This is a genomic window from Vibrio sp. F13 (assembly GCF_020806305.2).
GTDB classification, from domain to species: Bacteria; Pseudomonadota; Gammaproteobacteria; order Enterobacterales; family Vibrionaceae; genus Vibrio; species Vibrio crassostreae_C.
Window position 1 is genome coordinate 154639 of sequence record NZ_CP170176.1, and the last position, 16501, is coordinate 171139.

Annotated in this window: 13 protein-coding genes; 7 read left to right on the forward strand and 6 right to left on the reverse strand. The window is 45.2% G+C overall.

The window, feature by feature from the left end; translation table 11 throughout:
- Positions 1-6 precede the first annotated feature (6 nt).
- The 4 genes from LMH68_RS15650 to LMH68_RS15665 all read left to right on the forward strand — a co-directional run bounded on the left by LMH68_RS15650 (position 7) and on the right by LMH68_RS15665 (position 6761).
- Positions 7-3099, forward strand: coding sequence for a tetrathionate reductase subunit A (locus LMH68_RS15650; protein WP_229648272.1), 3093 nt, complete (start codon positions 7-9; stop codon positions 3097-3099).
- A 526-nt stretch (positions 3100-3625) separates the two neighbouring features.
- Positions 3626-4267, forward strand: a complete 642-nt coding sequence (locus LMH68_RS15655; protein WP_017064226.1) for a c-type cytochrome — start codon at positions 3626-3628, stop codon at positions 4265-4267.
- Positions 4268-4276: 9 nt separating this feature from the next.
- Positions 4277-5338 carry a c-type cytochrome gene (locus LMH68_RS15660; protein WP_229648273.1) on the forward strand — a complete coding sequence of 354 codons (1062 nt, stop codon included), beginning with the start codon at positions 4277-4279 and terminating at the stop codon, positions 5336-5338.
- A 229-nt stretch (positions 5339-5567) separates the two neighbouring features.
- Positions 5568-6761, forward strand: coding sequence for an ISL3 family transposase (locus LMH68_RS15665; RefSeq protein ID WP_413756011.1), 1194 nt, complete (start codon positions 5568-5570; stop codon positions 6759-6761).
- Positions 6762-6783: 22 nt separating this feature from the next.
- On the opposite strand, the gene LMH68_RS15670 is transcribed toward LMH68_RS15665, so the two are convergent.
- From LMH68_RS15670 to LMH68_RS15680, 3 genes are all read right to left on the reverse strand, one after another.
- Positions 6784-8394 (reverse strand): BCCT family transporter, encoded by a 1611-nt coding sequence (locus tag LMH68_RS15670; protein WP_102566436.1) that lies wholly within the window; start codon positions 8392-8394, stop codon positions 6784-6786.
- Between the two features lie 96 nt (positions 8395-8490).
- The gene (locus LMH68_RS15675; protein ID WP_102566435.1) at positions 8491-9615 is read right to left on the reverse strand and encodes a mandelate racemase/muconate lactonizing enzyme family protein; all 1125 of its coding nucleotides are present in this window, start codon (positions 9613-9615) and stop codon (positions 8491-8493) included.
- A gap of 11 nt (positions 9616-9626) precedes the next feature.
- Positions 9627-10982, reverse strand: a complete 1356-nt coding sequence (locus tag LMH68_RS15680) for an FAD-dependent oxidoreductase (protein ID WP_102566434.1) — start codon at positions 10980-10982, stop codon at positions 9627-9629.
- 147 nt (positions 10983-11129) lie between these two features.
- Between LMH68_RS15680 and LMH68_RS15685 the strand changes: the two genes are divergently transcribed.
- Complete coding sequence (locus LMH68_RS15685; protein WP_102566433.1) at positions 11130-11783, forward strand: GntR family transcriptional regulator; 654 nt, start codon at positions 11130-11132, stop codon at positions 11781-11783.
- 98 nt (positions 11784-11881) lie between these two features.
- On the opposite strand, the gene LMH68_RS15690 is transcribed toward LMH68_RS15685, so the two are convergent.
- Positions 11882-12811, reverse strand: coding sequence for a LysR family transcriptional regulator (locus tag LMH68_RS15690; protein ID WP_229648075.1), 930 nt, complete (start codon positions 12809-12811; stop codon positions 11882-11884).
- Positions 12812-12837: 26 nt separating this feature from the next.
- Positions 12838-13278, reverse strand: a complete 441-nt coding sequence (locus tag LMH68_RS15695) for an Lrp/AsnC family transcriptional regulator (protein WP_065583777.1) — start codon at positions 13276-13278, stop codon at positions 12838-12840.
- Positions 13279-13418: 140 nt separating this feature from the next.
- Between LMH68_RS15695 and LMH68_RS15700 the strand changes: the two genes are divergently transcribed.
- Entirely contained in the window at positions 13419-14003 is a 585-nt protein-coding gene (locus tag LMH68_RS15700; RefSeq protein WP_229648076.1) for a LysE family translocator, read from the forward strand.
- Positions 14004-14058: 55 nt separating this feature from the next.
- Here the strand turns inward: LMH68_RS15700 and LMH68_RS15705 are convergent, their stop codons facing one another.
- Positions 14059-14448, reverse strand: a complete 390-nt coding sequence (locus tag LMH68_RS15705) for a DUF1294 domain-containing protein (RefSeq protein WP_017064222.1) — start codon at positions 14446-14448, stop codon at positions 14059-14061.
- A 156-nt stretch (positions 14449-14604) separates the two neighbouring features.
- On the opposite strand from LMH68_RS15705, the gene LMH68_RS15710 reads away from it, so the two are divergent.
- The gene (locus LMH68_RS15710; protein WP_017064221.1) at positions 14605-16377 is read left to right on the forward strand and encodes an alpha-amylase family glycosyl hydrolase; all 1773 of its coding nucleotides are present in this window, start codon (positions 14605-14607) and stop codon (positions 16375-16377) included.
- Positions 16378-16501 lie beyond the last annotated feature (124 nt).

Genomic DNA, 16501 nt, shown 5'->3' on the forward strand with positions numbered 1-16501 from the left:
ATCATCATGGATAACAAACGTCGTCAATTTTTGAAAACAGGCCTTGCTGCCGGTGGTGTTGGAGCTTTTGCTGCAGGTTATGCGACAACCACAAAACACATGGTTCACGGTGCTATCGATGGCACCGCGGGTAAGAAAACCAATCACATCCATCACGGTAATTCGCTAGAGACAGAATACAGTGTCGATGAGCAAGGTAAGATCTCGCCGAATCCAAACCAACGCGTTGCACCATCAATGTGTTTTGGTTGCTGGACACTGTGTGGATTGCGTGTACGTATCGATAATCGCAATGATGAGATCTTGCGTATCTCGGGCAACCCGTATCACCCGCTATCAAGTGACCAACAGATCCCATTCAAAACACCGGTAAAAGACGCCTACATTGGCTTGTCTGGTGAATCAGGCATCAATAACCGTTCGACAGCCTGTGCCCGTGGTAACGGCATGTTGGAGATTCAAAACAGCCCATACCGAATCACTCAACCGTTAAAACGTGTTGGTAAACGAGGTGAAGGCAAGTGGGAGCCGATCAGCTACGAACAACTTATCTCTGAGATCACCGAGGGTGGTGACTTATTCGGTGAAGGTAAAGTTGAGGGCTTACGATCGATTCGTGACATCGAAACACCACTCGATCCAAACAACCCTGAATACGGACCAAAAGCCAACCAACTGCTTGTGACCAATGCCGGTAATGAAGGCCGTGACGACATCTTGAAGCGCTTTGCATTTAACAGCTACGGCACACGCAACTTTGGTCACCACGGCTCTTACTGTGGTTACGCGTTCCGTGCGGGTTCAGGTGCGATCATGAACGATCTAGACAAGTTCTCGCACTTAAAACCAGATTTCAACAACGCAGAGTTCATTCTTTTCATCGGTATGTCTCCGGCTCAAGCGGGTAACCCGTTCAAGCGTCAAGCAAGACAATTGGCTGAGGCTCGTACCAACGGAAAACTCAGCTACACCATAGTGACACCAAGCCTTCCGGCAGGATCGTCAAGCCTTGCGGCGGGCGATCGCAATAACTGGCTACCGATCAAACCGGGCACCGATTCAGCATTAGTTCTTGGCATGATCCAATGGATCATCGAAAACCAACGATACAATCACGACTTCTTGTCTCGCCCAAGCGCACAAGCGATGCAAAAAGCAGGCACCACACACTGGTGTAATGCATCTCACCTTGTGATCAGTGACGAGTCGCACCCACAAAATGGGCGTATGCTTCGTGCATCGGATATAGGGTTGCTAGAAACAGGCGAACCGATGTCTGACGATGACGGATTCATCGCACTCAATGTGACAACTTCACTATTATCATCGCATATTCAGGTGAATGAAGCGGCTCTGTTCGTCGATCAAGATGTAGAAATCGATGGTCAGACTGTTCGCGTTAAATCTTCTCTGCAAAGATTGAAAGAAGAAGCCTTCAAATACGACCTTGCTTACTACAGTGAGCAGTGTGAGATCCCACAAGACCAGATTATTGCACTGGCAAAACGCTTCACCAGTTACGGTACAAAAGCAGTCGTGGATACTCACGGTGGAAACATGCACACCAACGGCTTCTACAACTCGTTCTCTATTCTGATGCTGAACGCGCTGATCGGTAACATCAACGCGAAAGGCGGTGCGATGGCGAAAGCGGGCGGCTACCCGACTTCGGTTGCTGGTCCACGTTACGACTTTACCAAGTTTAAAGGTAAGACTAAGCCTCAAGGTGTATTCTTGTCCCGCAGCAAGTTCCCGTATCAAAAAACTAGCGAATACAAACGTCGCGTTGCCGCAGGCGAGTCACCTTACCCGACCCGCGCGCCGTGGTACCCAATATCAGCTCCGCTTTTAACTGAGCACTTATCAGCTGCGATTGACGGTTACCCTTATCGTGCAAAGGCATGGATCAACCACATGGCGAACCCACTTTATGGTGTTCCGGGGTTAGATAACTTGTTGGGTGAAAAGCTTAAGGATCCAAAACAGCTTGGCTTGATCATCTCTATCGATGCCTTCATCAATGAGACCACAGCGTTATCGGATTACCTAGTGCCAGACACGGTGACCTACGAAAGCTGGGGCATGGCAACCCCGTGGCATGGCGTCGCGACCAAAGCGATCACCGCTCGCTGGCCGATTGTTGAGCCTAAAACCTCACGCACTCAAGACGGGCGCGCCATTAACCTAGAGAACTTCTTTATTGATCTGGCGAAAACACTGGGGTTAGGTGGCTTCGGCGACAACGTAATCAAAGATAGCCAAGGTAACTGGCACGGTATTCATAGCGCTGAAGACTTCTACCTGCGCTCAGCTGCTAACTTAGCGTTCGTAAAAGGTGGTGTGCCGAATGTGGATGCGGAAGATATTGTTTGGTCTGGTCTTGAGCGCCTTATACCTGTAATGAACAAAACGCTTAAACCAGAAGAGATGCTCAAAGTGGCGTATATCTTTGCGCGTGGCGGTCGTTTCGAAGACGCAACCAATGCCTACACCAATGAAACTATGAAGTACAAATGGACCAAACCTTTGGCTATCTGGAATGAAAAGCTGGGTACCTCTCGCAACACCATCAGTGGCGAACAGTACATGGGTTGCCCGACATGGTATCCACAAAAACTGGCAGACGGCACGCCTTTGGCTAAACAGTTCCCAGTAACAGAGTGGCCATTTACGCTAACTAACTTCAAGTCCAATATTCACAGTGCGGTATCGAATTTGTCACCACGCTTAGAATCCATCAAGGGGGTAAATCCGGTTTACATCCACCCGCAAGACGCCTCTTTTGCGGGTATCAAAACCGGTGACGTGTTTGCCATTGAAACACCGAGCTCAACCACACATGCTTTGGCGATGGTGATTGATGGCATCAAACCGGGAACATTAGGCTTTGAACACGGCTTTGGTCATAAAGAACTCGGCGAGCGTGCACACTGGATCGGTGACACACAACAACCGGTGAAAATGAAGTCAAACGATGGCGTTAACATCAATGATATTGGCTTGATTGATCCGACGAGAGAAGGAAAAGGCGTGATGTTGGATTGGGTTGTGGGCGCAGCAGCAAGACAAGCGCTTCCGGCTAAGATCTACAAGGTCTAACTTAAACTCAGCAAGCTATAACTTAGGCACAGAGTCAAAACACTTCCTTATCTGATTTGCAGATGAGAACACAACAGGGCAACTTCGTCATTCGAGGTTACCCTGTTTTTTCGTCCCCTTGATCTAGAAAAGCACTCTATTTGGATAAACGTCCAATCTACATAAAGTACCCAATCTACATAAAGAATCCGCTCTAGATAGAGTAATCAACCCAAAGCCATTAGGTAATCTTCATTTCACCACAATTTTTTAAGCCCGCCTCCATAAAGCAGCTATGCTTATACAATCGGTGCCATAAAAGAGCCTTAACAAGCAGTTATACCGAGGCGAACATGGCAGTTCCCTTGCATTTCATAAACGGCAGTTGGATCAGCCTATCGAAGTTCACATCAATACCATTATGGTGACTGAGGTTATTAATGTGAGACTCACCTCAAGTTCCAAGTGAATTAATGTGGAAATCCACAATAGCGCGAACAACCAATTATGTCGAAAATGTGTGCATTACAACCAATAGCGACGCCTCATGACTAAGCTGACAATTAAAACTCAAACTCTAACGCTTTGCATCGCTGCTCTAGGAAGCCTTTCTTTATCCGCTTTTGCACAAGCAGCACCCAATCCAATGCCAGAAGCCGCAGAAACTTGTAGCGGCTGCCATCAAGCCGACGGTAAAGGCATGCCCAACATTGCCCCTATGCTTGCAGGGCTCAATGCTGACTATCTAGAACATCAACTGGTTCTGTTCTCAAGTGGTGAGCGTCAAAGCGCGATCATGAAGGGAATGGCTGACGGTGTATCTGATCCCGCTGTTCGTCGTGAGGTCGCAGAATACTTTGCATCACTACCTTCATACGAATTTACCGATTTAGAGCAGCGCGGCTCACAGGCTGATATCGATAACCCCTATCGTAAACTTGTATTCCAAGGCGATTGGGATAGAAACATTCCAGCCTGTGCAACCTGTCATGGGCCAAGCGGTATGGGCGTGGACAAATTCCCGCGCCTAGCAAGCCAGCATGCCGACTACATTCAAACTCAGCTCAACGCTTGGAAAAATGGCACTCGTAAGGGTGATGATTTGAACATGATGGGTAATATCGCGGGCAAGTTAACCGACGATGAGATCAAAAACCTGTCTTACTACTTCGCCTCTTTCCGATACTAAAGGGCTCGCATGAAAACATTACTTCTAATTACCGCAACCCTTGCCTCTGGAATCGCTTATGCCGAAGGTGAGTTACCCGATCGCCAAACCGAACTGCCAGCCGTTGAGAAGCCTCAAGATAACAAATATCTGGTGCCACGAGACTTGGTTGATATCCCTGCTGGGGAATTTGGCGACAAAGTAAAATTGGGTTATTCGCTGTTTGTCGATTCACAACAGATGCGTGGCACGTTCGTAGGCAATGAACAAAACTGTGTAAACTGTCACATGCAAGCGGGCATGAAGCCTAACGCAGCACCTCTTTGGGGTGCGTACATGGCCTACCCTGCGTATCGTTCCAAGAACGACAAGGTAAACAGCTACGCAGAACGTATCCAAGGTTGCTTCACCTACTCAATGAATGGTCTGCCACCGGCTGAGGGTTCAAAAGAGATGGTCGCACTGACGGCGTATTCATACTGGCTGGCGATGGGCGGCATCTTAGACAAGAACGGCATGCAAGATACACCCGTTCCTGAGATTAGCGATGCCGACTTACAAGTCGGTGGTAAAGCGGAAAGCTTCCCTCTCCCTGAAGAGCTGTTAAGCAAATACCCAATCGATGGCCGCAGTAAGTTGGCAGGGCGTGGCTATCCTAAGATTGATAATCCTGAACAAGAGCCATCGATAGCGCGTGGTGAAAAGGTTTACCAAACCAACTGCCAAACCTGTCATGGTCAAAATGGTGAAGGTATTAAAGGGGCTGACGGACGTTCATACTTTCCACCATTGTGGGGCGAAAACGCGTATAACTGGGGCGCGGGTATGCACCGGGTGAACACCGCTGCCTATTTCATCTATGAAAACATGCCGCTTGGAAAGAGCCAGCAACTTTCGATTCAAGATGCATGGGATGTGGCTGCATTTGTGAATAGTCATGAACGCCCACAAGATCCTCGATACAAGGGTGATGTTGCTAGCAATGCTAAGCGCTACCACAATCACCAAGGTTACTATGGTAAAGAAGTCGACGGTAATGTTCTGGGTTCAAAAGCCTACCCAAGTGGTGATAAGGTGATCGGCGCACACTAATTTGGCGTTCACACGTCATATAGCTAGGGTTTACATTGTAAATTAATAACAACTTAAACTAGTATTTATCAGTATCAAAACCGAAACACCATCGGCAAACAAATAGCCACACTCAATGAGTGTGGCTTATTTTTGGTTCATCGCGGATTAGCGGGAACTAAAAACAAAAACGGTAGTAAGTGATATGGTTTAGTCGCCAAACAAAAATCATACACAAACTACCGTTTTCATGCCGAATCATACTTTCCTATCTTCATTCTGGGAAGGCTTTCAAATAGTAAAGTCTCACCAGACAGCATCACTTATTACCCTGACTCTTAAACCTAACTCTGAGGCTAAGTGCCTTTGTGGTCTCGAGGCCGAGGCTATTCATGAGTATCAATGGCGTCATGTAAAAGAGGCCATGTTGCTCGGTGTTCCTGTTGAACTTTCCGTTCAAACACGAAGAATCAAGTGTCGTGACTGCGGCATAAAAACAGAGTCTCTATCTTGGTTAGAGCCTTATGCTCGCATCACGAAGCGCTTAAAAAGTTATATAGAACAACTGCTGCCTCTTCTTCCCATTAAGCATATCTCCCAGTTAACAAGCGTACATTGGCACACCATTAAAGAGATAGATAAACGCCGACTTCGCCAAGTGGTACCGTCAGTGAAATGGGAGGGGCTAAGGCAACTCGTCATGGATGAGTTCGCTATCTTTAAAGGACATCGGTATGCCAAGGTCATCGCTGACGCTAAGACTCACCAAGTTATTTGGATAGGGTTAGGCCGTAGCCGCAAGGACATACGACCGTTCTTCGAGCTGTTAGGCAAGCATGGCAATAATATCGAAGCGGTCGCGATGGACATGAATACGGCTTTTGACCTTGAAGTTCAAGCGCACTGCCCGAACGCCAAAATCGTTTACGACTTATTCCATGTTGTTGCTAAGTTCGGCCGTGAGGTAATGGATAGAGTCAGAGTCGACCAAGCCAACAAACTCAAGCAAGATAAAAAAGCGAGGCAATGGGTCAAGCGCTCACGCTGGGTGTTGTTGAAAAATAGAGGCAACTTAAATCCACGGCAAGACAGCTATCTTACAGAAATATTGAATATCAATAAGGACTTAATGACCACTTATATACTCGGGGCACAACTCAAAGAGCTTTGGTATTGTGAATCAGAAGCACATGCTAAAGGGCTCTGGGAGGCGTGGTGGGCACAAGTACAAGAGAGTGGAATTAAGCCATTGAAAGAGTTCGCACGAAAACTGAGTCCTTATCTTCACGGTATTATCGCATCGGCAAGTTATCCGCTAAACACCTGCACCCTAGAAGGGATAAACAACAAGATAAAGCTAATCAAGCGAATGGGGTATGGGTATCGAGATACCGACTACTTCTTCTTGAAGATAAAAGCGGCTTTCCCCGGAAAGCCGCGATGAACCTTATTTTTTACAACTAATATTAGTTAGTCACAGGTTGTGATTCGATCTCTTCAGGAGCCTCAATCACGGCAACTTCATTATTAATAATATGCATTGCCTTGATTTCTTCTGCACTTAAGTGACCATAATCCTCACGCATATAGCCGAACATTTTCATCAGCATAAAGCTAGTCAAGAGTAGTATTGGTAGAGCAAAAATCAAGATCGCTGACTGCATCGAAGAAACTGGCGCATCGACACTGATGAACACCGCAGGAATAGCGACAATAATCAAACACCAAAATATTTTTAGTGGGATTGATGGATTAGCGTGCTCATCCAATTTCTTTTGAGTATTACAAGAAACCGTAAACACACTGCCATCCATTGTCGTGACCAACAATAAGAACGTCGAGATGATAAATACCACCAAGATAAGCGATGACATTGGTAAAGTATTTAACGAGTTAACAATCGCTTGGCTTGCATTACCTTCTGCCACCATTTTGCTGATTTCAACTTTACCATCCAATTGCGTTTTCATCATGAATGATCCAACAATCGAGAAGAGTGCAGCAATGCCTGCCGTCCCGCCACCTATCATGCAAACAATAACTTCGCGGATAGTACGACCTTTCGAAACCTTAGTTACAAACACACACATCAAGGGAATGAAAATCATCCAGTATGCCCAGAAATAAGCAGTCCAAGATTGAGGGAATTTCGATTGCTGAATGGCGTCTGTGTATAAGCTCATCTTGATGAAGTTCTGTGCCCAGATCGCGATAGAAGAACTGGTGTTTTCTAAAATAAACTGAGTAGGCCCAAAAACAAGTAAGTAGATTGCTAAGCCAACGACAAAATAGGTACCAAAGCTGCTGATTTTTTGCATCCCTTTCTCAATGCCTAAAAATGAGCTCAACGTCAGTAGTAAGGCAACAACCGCTACCATCGACAGTTTCAAAATCAAGGTATTTTCAATGCCAAACAGTAGCGATACAGCAGCAGAAATAATTGGCACCCCTAACGCTAAAACGATGATCAAACCAAACACGATTGCAATAGGGTAAGTAATGTCAATCACTCGACCGATTACTTTGGCAAGCGTTGGATTTTTAATCATCGACCTCACAATGTCGCTGATTTTCAATGAATTGTTTTTTCGGATATAAAATGAGTACATGACAGGGATCGCCGTGATGGCATAAATTGCCCAAGCGGTAATTCCCCAGTGATGCAAGCTATAAGTTACAGCCCATTCGGTGGCTTCGATAGAGTCTGCTGCAATATTGAAAGGTGGCGTTTTTATGTAGTAAGACCACTCTAAAAATGCCCAATATACTGTTCCAGAACCTACGCCAGCCAGTGCCATCATGGTGATATAGGCAAAAGTGGAAAACTCCGGCTTCTCATTGCCCATACGAATGTAGCCGTATTTTGAGCATATGAAAAAAGCGGCGATGATCACTAGTCCAAAGGCATACCAAAGAATGGGGGTTCCAAAGTTATAAGCAATCAGGGTAAATATATTGTTTGCAATACTAATCGCATTTTCTGTATCACTTAAAAAAAAGAGTGATACTGCAGCAACGATAACCAAAGAGACCGCAATGGCCATTTGGTCGAGGTTAGTTCGTTCTAGTCCTTTCATTATTCTTATCCATAATGTTGTGTGAACACTTACGCCCGAACGCTGCGTAAGTGATTGTAGGGTTCGTTATTGTTTTAATTTTTGTATTTCGTGAATTTATTCGAACACGTAACTTAGAATGGAAGCTTCTTTAACTGCGTCCCAATCCATATCAACCCCAAGGCCGTTGCCCTCTGGAGCGTGGACAAAGCCTTCTTTATCTGTACGGATTTGAGTATGAGAAGCTAATTCAAAGCTTTCATATGGGTAGAACTGTTCAAAGAACTTGCAATTATGGTGGGCAAGTGCGACATGTAAGTTCGCCGCTTGTGTGATGGTATAACCCATGCTTTGAATTTCTAGATTTTTTGAATGGCCTTCTGCTATTGCGAAACACTTATTCAATTGTGTAATACCACCACAAACCGTTGCATCTTGGCGAACATCCGACCAAAATCCATTGCCCAGTGCGTACGTTACTTCTTGAAGTGTCAGTAGGCAGTTACCATGGCTAGATATTTCCAAATCAGTTTTATCAACCAAGCGTTGGTAAGTTTTGTAGTCATAATCAGAAACTGGCGCTTCTAGCCATTCCCAATTATAACCGTCCATTAGCTTCGCCATTTTCATTGCTTCAGCAGGTGTATAGAACGTTGCCGTATCAAGCATAAAGCGAATATCGCTATTACCGTAGCGCTCTTGAATCGCGTTAACTAGCTTGACGTCTTTCTCATAGACGCAGTAACAATGAAGCTTGATTGCGGTGAATCCGTGTTCAATACAATCATCAATGTATGGGTAATACTCTTCAACGCTATCGAACATAGGTGAAGAAGCATAAGAACGAATTTTATGACGCGCCCCACCCAATAGCATATACAGAGGCATATTGGCTTTTTTTGCTTTGATGTCCCAAGCTGCGATATCAATAGGTGATTTAGCTGGCAGACCGCCCCATGAACAACGAGCTTGTAACCAGGTATTCAGCTCTTCTGTCATCAACGGGTTCTTACCTATCAAGCCTGGAACGATAGTGCGCATTGCTTCCACGATGCAGCGGTCAAAATCATTTTCGGTATAACTAATGGTTGCGCCGACTCCTTCTGTACCGTCGTTACAAATAATTCGAACAATATTATTGGTGTACAGTAGGGGTTCTTGATTATCCGCCCAAGGAATAGGCGGGGCATCACGGTCAGCAACAGCGTACAGCTCAACTCTCTTGATCACAGTATTTTTCATTATTATTCTCCTTAAAGTGCACTGCCGTTGTTGATCATGACACTGCGAATATCTTGACCTTTTAGGTCTCGGATACGTTTATTTTCGGTAATGGCTTTCACTACTGCGATCCCCGCGGCATGCCCATACTCAAAACATTGAGCGGTGACTCGAGCAGAAGCTAAGGCTTCGTGCTCAGCACTCAAACAGCGTCCCGCTACAATAATATTCTCGCCCACAACAGGTACGAGAGTGTTGTAAGGCACGTCATAGTAATCATCGAGGAGCCAATGAAGCTTGGGCTTGTCCCCTGAGTGCAGTTCAATAGGCCATGGCGTTCGACAAATTCCATCACTGCGCTTACGGCAGTTCACTACATCGTCATTAGTCAGCATTTCGACGCCAACAATAGAACGGGTTTGTCGAATTCCAACTTCAACCCCGGTATCAACAACGTAAGCACGTTCACAACCAGGCACGAATTTATTCAAGAATTTGGTGTATTCACGTACTTGGCGGCGACCAAAAACTTCTGCTTCAGTAAAATCTTTAGGGTCAATCACATTTAGCATGCGCCCATCTTGGCCAGCCAACCGCGTAGCGTTCACCATCAACTCATTCGGGCGTGTGGTTGGGAAAATCCAGATCTTATTCCTAGGTAGGTCAAACTTCCCACTCGCATTGGCAGATATAATATTCTCTGTCACTTTGGGTGGGCAGATAGTGTCTTCCCCGTAATAGTCGAGATATTTGTTCATATCCACATCTGCAACACGGAAGAACATCGTCGGGTTTTGAATGCGACCTCTATCGCCAAAATAGTAATCCATACCAGCCCGAGCAATCAGCGCAGCATCACCAGATGCATCAACAATCATTTTGGCCAAGATGATGCTTTGTCCAGCGTTAGACTCAATCACTACGCCTTTAAAGGTCTCTTCATCCATAATCACACCAGTTACAGCGGTATGAAATAACGTAGTGACATTCGCTTGCTCTAAAAGGTCATCTGCTACTTCACGCCAAATCAATGGATCGTGAGTAACTGTAAATGTTTTGCCGTAACGTTGAGGCCCTGTTACACCACCACGTTTGGCGAGTTCAGAACGAAAACGCTCAGTAAAACCAAACACAACTTGTTCAGGCTGAGCATTTTCAATATCACTCGCCATATACATTCCGCAAATAGTGCCGGAAAGGCCGGCTACAGCTGCACCACCACAAAAGCCATACTTTTCAATGAGCCATGTATCTTGCCCGGAAGTGCCTGCGGTTTCGGCAGCTGCAACACCAGCGGCTCCGCCACCGATCACTAATACGTCCACTTCTGCTAATACTGGGAGGTCTGGAAGCTCTTCAAAACGACGAATAATTTGCCAATCTTTCATATGTAAACTCGCTAATAGATTACTGATGTTCATCTGATATATCAGATGTGTGGTTTTAATATATGCTTAAGTTTTTTATGTTACAATCGATATTATGCTTATCGTGAGATTGCTCACTAAACAATTTAACGAGGGAATAAAAAGGACATGACGATCAATCCCGTAAATAAGACTGAAGTTGCTTATCACCAATTAGAAAAAATGATCATCTTTCGTGAGCTTGAGCCGGGAAGCATGGTGAGTGAAAAACAGTTAGCAGAAAGCCTTGGGGTAGGCAGAACACCAGTAAGGGAAGCATTGCAACGTTTGTCTTATGAAAGAATGGCGGAAATACACCCAAGACGTGGTATTCAGATCCCACCGATTTCAATCGAAAGTCAGTTGAAGATCTTAGAGGTTAGGCGTGATATTGAAGCGCTTTGTGTTCGTTATGCCGCAGCAAGGGCAACCATTGATGAAAAGCAGCAGATGATGCAGTTAGCATCGGAGCTCGAAATGTGCGCGCAAAACGAAGATGATTTAAAATACGCAGAGCTTCTCAAAGAAATTCATGTTGTGTTGGTAAAAGCTGCAAGCAACGAATACCTAGAGTTGGCTATGGCTCCCCTACAAGGTTTATCACGCCGCTTTTGGTTTGCTTACAAAAATCAAACATCCGATTTAACGCAAGCTTCTTCACTTCATGCAGCAGTACTCAGAGCTGTAAGCCATACCGATGCAGAAGAAGCGGTATTAGCATCTCATCGACTAAATGATTACCTGACTGACGTTGCTTACCGAAGCATTACGGTTCGTAACTGATTTAGTGGGTCTATATCATATATCTGCCTTGCCCATCTTTGGATGGCAAGGCAGATATACAGCTAGAATGTTGAGGTGGGACACCTAGGCTTTCCTACTCAACCTTGCTGCATCTTCTCCCAAATGGTCGGAGAGCCAATATAATCTTGAACTGTAGTAATAAACTCTTTGACCAGCTTGGTCTGTTTACGGTGCGGATACACAGCGTAGATTGCAGTATCAATCGTTGAAATCGGGTAATCTGGAAGCAACGTAACCAAGCCCAGATCTTTCATTGAGGCATACAGGTTTGATTGGTCAAGGAAGCCATAGCCTAAGCCATCTTTTACGCAAGAGACCATGGTGCGAACATCACTCACCTTATAGTTGCCACGAATCGTTAGGCTCTGGAAGGTATTACCTCCCGGCTCTTCACTAATGCGCAGATGGTCGACCGTCATATCACCATTGGTATAAATCACCGCAGGTAGAGCGAGTAGATCTTGTGGCGTTTTCGGTTCACCGTGCTCCTTCACAAAATCGTTTGACGCGACCAACATGAAATTACTGTCGGCAATCTTCTTCGCAATCAAATTCGATTCAACAAGCTTACTGAAGCGAAACGCGATATCAAACTGCCCTGCAATGATATTGGCGATCTTATCGTCTAGTGAAAGTACGATCTGAACATCTGGGTACTTTCTCATGAACTGAGTGATGATAGGTTGCAAATATTGCTGCCCAAAATAGATCGGTGAAGTAATTCGTAGCACACCTTTGGGTTCAGACTGGTATGAATCTGCAATTCCTTGGATCTGATTGATAGTGTCTTTCAGCACATAGGTTTGTGCGAGAATATCTTCCCCGGCCGACGTCAACGAAAACGAGCGTGTAGAGCGGTTAAGCAGCTGAACACCTAAATCTTGCTCGAGCTTTTTGATCTGTTTAGAGAGTGATGAGTTGTCCATATCGTGCAAGGTTGCCGCTTTGGTAAACGACCCTTGTTGAACCACATCTAAGAACAATAACAACTGATTGGTATTTGGCACTGCGCCTCTCCTGAAATAAAACTCGACTAGCGTTCGTCTTTAGGGGTGTCCATCACAACCATAGTCGTAATAGATTTCACCTGAGCACATTCCCCAAGCACATCGGCATGAAACTTCTTATAGCCCGGTAGGTCTTTGGTTTCTACCCTTAGCAAGTACTCGTTGGCACCGGTAATGTTGTGACACTCCACCACCTCTTTTTCCATACTGACGTGCTGTTCAAACTCCAGCTGAGCCGCTTTGCTGTGGCTTGATAAACCAATCGAAACATAAGCAATAAAACCTACCCCCATCAGCCCATTATCCAGAACCGCACGGTAACCTTGAATGATACCTTTACGCTCAAGATCCTGGACGCGCCTTAAGGTCGCAGAAGCCGACAAGCCAATCCGTTCTGAAAGCTCAATGTTGGAGATTCTGCCGTCCAATTTAAGCTCTTGCAATATCCTTTCGTCAAATCTATCCATAAGTACTTATTATTGTGCATTTAGTGATAATAGAGGAAATAAAAGCACATAATTGCCTCACTTTCCACCTACTATGTTTCTCAACACGTGAAAGTCATGACCGGTCAGTCACTTCGTTCATTTTTTGCTGGAGAACCATAATGCCTTTAGAACAACTTAGCGCACTTGCCTTGTTTGCGTTCGTCTCGACCTTCACACCAGGTCCAAATAACATCATGCTCATGACATCAGGAGCAAATGTTGGCTTTGCCCGTACTATTCCGCACATGCTTGGCATTGCTCTAGGGTTTGCAGCCATGTTGCTGCTAGTTGGCTTCGGTTTAATGGGCATTTTCAACGCTTATCCGGTTACTCACCAAATCTTGAAATACCTAAGCCTTGCTTACCTCGTGTACCTTGCAATTAAGATAGCATTGAGCGGCAAAGCCAAAAGCACCGAGGCTTATAAGCCAATGACCTTCATCGGCGCGGCAAGTTTTCAGTGGGTGAACCCGAAAGGTTGGTCGATGGCGCTGACGGCAATTTCAGTCTATAGCAGCGGCAGTTCATGGTGGGAGCTTGCGATCATCGCAGGTATCTTCACGCTCGCCAACTTACCATCCGTGACATTCTGGACAGCGGCAGGTAAACAACTGCAACACTGGTTAACAACACCAGTCCGTATCAAAAGCTTCAACTACGGTATGGCAGGCTTGCTTCTAGCATCGATCATTCCGATGCTCTAGTCGAATAACTTCTGTATTTTAACGGTTGGTACTCCTGTGCTAACCGTTATTCTCTTTATAAATAACCCACAAGTTCACTAAGCCAACGACCAAACATCGTCTGCCCGCTCGGCGTTAACGTCCACACAAACGCCGCAACATTCACTGCCACTGTCACCCAATATATGGCTCTGAACGGCTGCTTCTGCGTTTTATGACGCAGCTTATCTTGAGCAATCAACGCCCCTAGCCAGCCACCAGCAACAGAAAAAATATGCAGAGTTTTCTCTGGCACACGCCAATTGCCATTGATCGCTGCTCGCTTGTCCTTCGCGTACACAAAAAACGTCACGAAACCGATAACCAAATACCACACCAACAGCGCTTTAGAACTTTCCGCAAACAACACAGACACCGCCACCAGAACCAAATAAGTGATAACGATTTGAATAGATGAAGACAACATGACTCCTTTTGAGCAACAGCTCACATACTGTAGCAATTACGCCCTGTAGATTTTGATAAGGATGAGTAAGGCATATTGTAATTCGGTTAGCCTGCAAAGAATAAACAAGCCCTTTCATCCCTACATAACATGATGGAAGTTAAAGGAATTATAAATATGTACAACCAAAAGTACGCCATCTACCAAGTTTTTACGCGTTTATTTGGCAATAAAAACACCCAACATGTTCCATGGGGCACAATCGAGCAAAATGGCGTCGGTAAGTTCAGTGATTTTACCGACAAAGCGCTGTCTGAAATCCGCAAACTCGGTATGACTCATATTTGGTATACCGGAGTGCCACATCATGCGCTCATCAATGACTACAAGCACCTTGGTATTTCAGACGATCACCCTAGCGTGGTAAAAGGCCGTGCGGGATCACCATATGCCGTCAAAGACTACTATTCCGTAAACCCAGATCTCGCAGACAACCCTGAATGCCGACTAGAGGAGTTCGAGGCACTAATCAAAAGAAGTCACGACAATGGTTTAAAAGTGATTATCGATATCGTACCGAATCACGTTGCGCGTCATTATAAAGGCTTAAACAACCCAGAAGGTGTCAGTGACTTCGGCGCTCAAGATGACACAACGCTGGAATACCACAAAGACAATAACTTCTACTACATTCCCAACAGCACCTTTGAATTGCCAGACATAGAGCCCGCCTTTACGCCGCTAGGTGGTGAACAGCATCCCAACCTAAACTCCCCGTTTATAGAGACGCCCGCCAAATGGACAGGTAACGGCTCACGTTTAGCCAAGCCTAGTTTCGATGATTGGTATGAAACGGTGAAAATCAATTATGGCATGCGACCAGACGGTTCAAAAGACTTCCCTGAACTACCGAGTGACTATGCTCAACGCAATTACATGGATCATTTCCGTTTCTGGGAATCTGTTTATGTGCCTAACTCTTGGGCTAAATTCCGAGATATCGCCTTGTTTTGGTTGAATAAAGGTGTTGATGGGTTTCGCTACGATATGGCTGAGATGGTTCCAGTCGAATTTTGGAGCTACCTTAATTCATCTATAAAGATGAAAAACCAAGATGCCTTTTTAATGGCTGAGGTGTACCAACCGGACTTATATCGCGACTATATCCACTTAGGCAAAATGGACTACCTCTATGACAAAGTAGATCTGTACGACGGTCTAAAAGACATCATGCTAGGCAATACTTCCACGGCTATCATCCCCAAAATCCAACATCAAATGATGGATATTGAACATCACATGCTGCACTTCTTGGATAACCATGATGAACAACGCATCGCGTCTCCTGAATTTGTAGGTGACCCAAATATAGCGAAGCCTGCAATGCTAGTCAGCGCGTTATTGAGTAGTTCTCCAACCATGATCTACTTTGGGCAAGAAGTCGGCGAACCGGGCGCGGAGAATGCAGGCTTTGGACAGCCCTCACGAACTTCCATATTTGACTACATCGGAGTCCCACAACACCAAAAGTGGATGAACCACGGCGCATTCGATGGCGGGCTATTAGACGAAAACGAAAAGCAGCTGCGTCACTTCTATCAAAAGGTAATGAACTTTTCGCTAGAGCACTCATCGATAACAGGTGATTACCAAGACTTACACCAGTGCTGTAACTTAAGTGATTCAGTCTACGCATTTCTGCGCTCTGACCACCAAGAGCTAACCATTGTTGCAGCTAATTTCAGCCAACATACCACTGAAAATATTCACTTAAAGATTCCAAGTGATGTAATCCAAAAACTCAAATTAGTTGATGGTCGTTACATACTCAATGAATATATTGAAGGCATAGCGCAACAAGTGCTCGACATTGAGAACAGTGTTGGCAGTTTTAATATTGAATTGAAACCGCTGGCGTCTTTGGCTTGGGTGTTATCCTTAAATGGATGATATACCTATCAATATAAATTACCGAACAGCTCGCTTTTAGCTAATTGATAAATAACTTAATTTCCATATTAAATTAACACTCTCTCAATTCGATATATTACTCACAATAATAAGGATGAGCTCT

Coding starts and splice junctions, on each gene's coding strand:
- LMH68_RS15685 (WP_102566433.1), top strand. CDS start 11,130: ATGACGATCAATCCCGTAAATAAGACTGAAGTTGCTTATCACCAATTA.
- LMH68_RS15670 (WP_102566436.1), bottom strand. CDS start 8,394: ATGAAAGGACTAGAACGAACTAACCTCGACCAAATGGCCATTGCGGTC.
- LMH68_RS15695 (WP_065583777.1), bottom strand. CDS start 13,278: ATGGATAGATTTGACGAAAGGATATTGCAAGAGCTTAAATTGGACGGC.
- LMH68_RS15655 (WP_017064226.1), top strand. CDS start 3,626: ATGACTAAGCTGACAATTAAAACTCAAACTCTAACGCTTTGCATCGCT.
- LMH68_RS15700 (WP_229648076.1), top strand. CDS start 13,419: ATGCCTTTAGAACAACTTAGCGCACTTGCCTTGTTTGCGTTCGTCTCG.
- LMH68_RS15650 (WP_229648272.1), top strand. CDS start 7: ATGGATAACAAACGTCGTCAATTTTTGAAAACAGGCCTTGCTGCCGGT.
- LMH68_RS15680 (WP_102566434.1), bottom strand. CDS start 10,982: ATGAAAGATTGGCAAATTATTCGTCGTTTTGAAGAGCTTCCAGACCTC.
- LMH68_RS15705 (WP_017064222.1), bottom strand. CDS start 14,448: ATGTTGTCTTCATCTATTCAAATCGTTATCACTTATTTGGTTCTGGTG.
- LMH68_RS15675 (WP_102566435.1), bottom strand. CDS start 9,615: ATGAAAAATACTGTGATCAAGAGAGTTGAGCTGTACGCTGTTGCTGAC.
- LMH68_RS15665 (WP_413756011.1), top strand. CDS start 5,568: ATGCCGAATCATACTTTCCTATCTTCATTCTGGGAAGGCTTTCAAATA.
- LMH68_RS15660 (WP_229648273.1), top strand. CDS start 4,277: ATGAAAACATTACTTCTAATTACCGCAACCCTTGCCTCTGGAATCGCT.
- LMH68_RS15710 (WP_017064221.1), top strand. CDS start 14,605: ATGTACAACCAAAAGTACGCCATCTACCAAGTTTTTACGCGTTTATTT.